Below are 1,035 nucleotides of genomic sequence, written 5' to 3' on the forward strand. Positions count from 1 at the left end.
CTCATGTAAATGTCCTAAAATAAAGCGTCCCATAAAGCCGCCTCCTCCTTTTCCTTCCCCCTCCTCTTCCCTTCCTTCTTTCCCTTCTTTTCCTTCCCCCTCCTCCCCCCCCTCTTCCCTGTTTCCTCCCTTCCTTCCTTTTCCCTCCCCTCCTTTCCTCCCTCTCCCCCCTCCCCTCCCTCCCCCCTCCTTCCCTCTTCCCCCTCCTTCCCCTCCCCCTCCCTTTCCCCTCCCCCCTTTCCCCCCCCCTCCCCCCTTCCCCCCCCTCCCTCCTCCTCCCTTCCTCCTCTCCCCCTCTCTCCCTTCTTCCTCTTTCCCCTTCCCCTCTTCCTCTTTCCCCTCCTTTCTTCCCCCCCCCCCTCCCCCCCCTCCCCCCCCCCCTTCCCCTCCCTTTCCTCCCTCTCTTTCCCTCTCCCCTTTTTTTCCTCCCCTCCTCCCCCCTCCTCCTCCCCCCCTTTCCCTCCCTCTCCTTCTTCCTCTTTTTTCCCTTCCCTTCTTTTTTTCTTTCCCCCCCCTCTTTTCTTTCCCCCCTCTTCTTCCCTCCCTTTTCCTCCTTCTTCTCCTCCCTTTTCCCTCCCCCCCCCTCCCCCCTTTTTTTCTTTTTCTCCTTCCTCCCCTTCCCCCCCCCTTCCCTTTCTCCTTTCCCCCTTTTCTCCTCCTTCTCTTCTTCTTTCTTCTTTTTCCCTTCCTCCCCCTCCTCCCCCCTCTCCCCCCCTTCTTCCTTTCCCCCCCTTCTCCTTTCTCCTCTTCCCCCTCCTTTCCCCCTCTCCTCCTTTCCCCCTCCCTCCTCCCTTTCCTCTTCCTTTTTCCTTTTCTCCCCTTTCTTCCCTTTTTTTTTTTCTTTCTCTCCTTCTCCTTTTCCTCCTTCCCCTTTTCTTTCTTTCCCCCTTCTCCCCTCTCCCTCCCCTTCTCTTTCTCCCTTCTTCCCCCTTCTCCCTTCTTTTTTCCTTTCTCTTCTCCCCCTCTCCTCTCCCCCTCTCCCTCTCTCCCTCTCTTCTTCCTTCTTCTTCTTTCCCCCCCCCCCCCCCCCCCCCC

At 58.5% G+C, this 1,035-nt stretch carries 1 protein-coding gene; it reads right to left on the reverse strand.

The features are described 5' to 3' along the window. Positions 1–14: 14 nt before the first annotated feature. On the reverse strand, positions 15–1,035 hold a 1,021-nt coding region (locus FHK88_RS14490), incomplete at its 5' end, for a hypothetical protein (protein WP_227429389.1).

Origin of the sequence: Psychrobacter sp. I-STPA6b (genome assembly GCF_020662265.1) — a bacterium.
In the GTDB taxonomy this organism is placed as follows: domain Bacteria; phylum Pseudomonadota; class Gammaproteobacteria; order Pseudomonadales; family Moraxellaceae; genus Psychrobacter.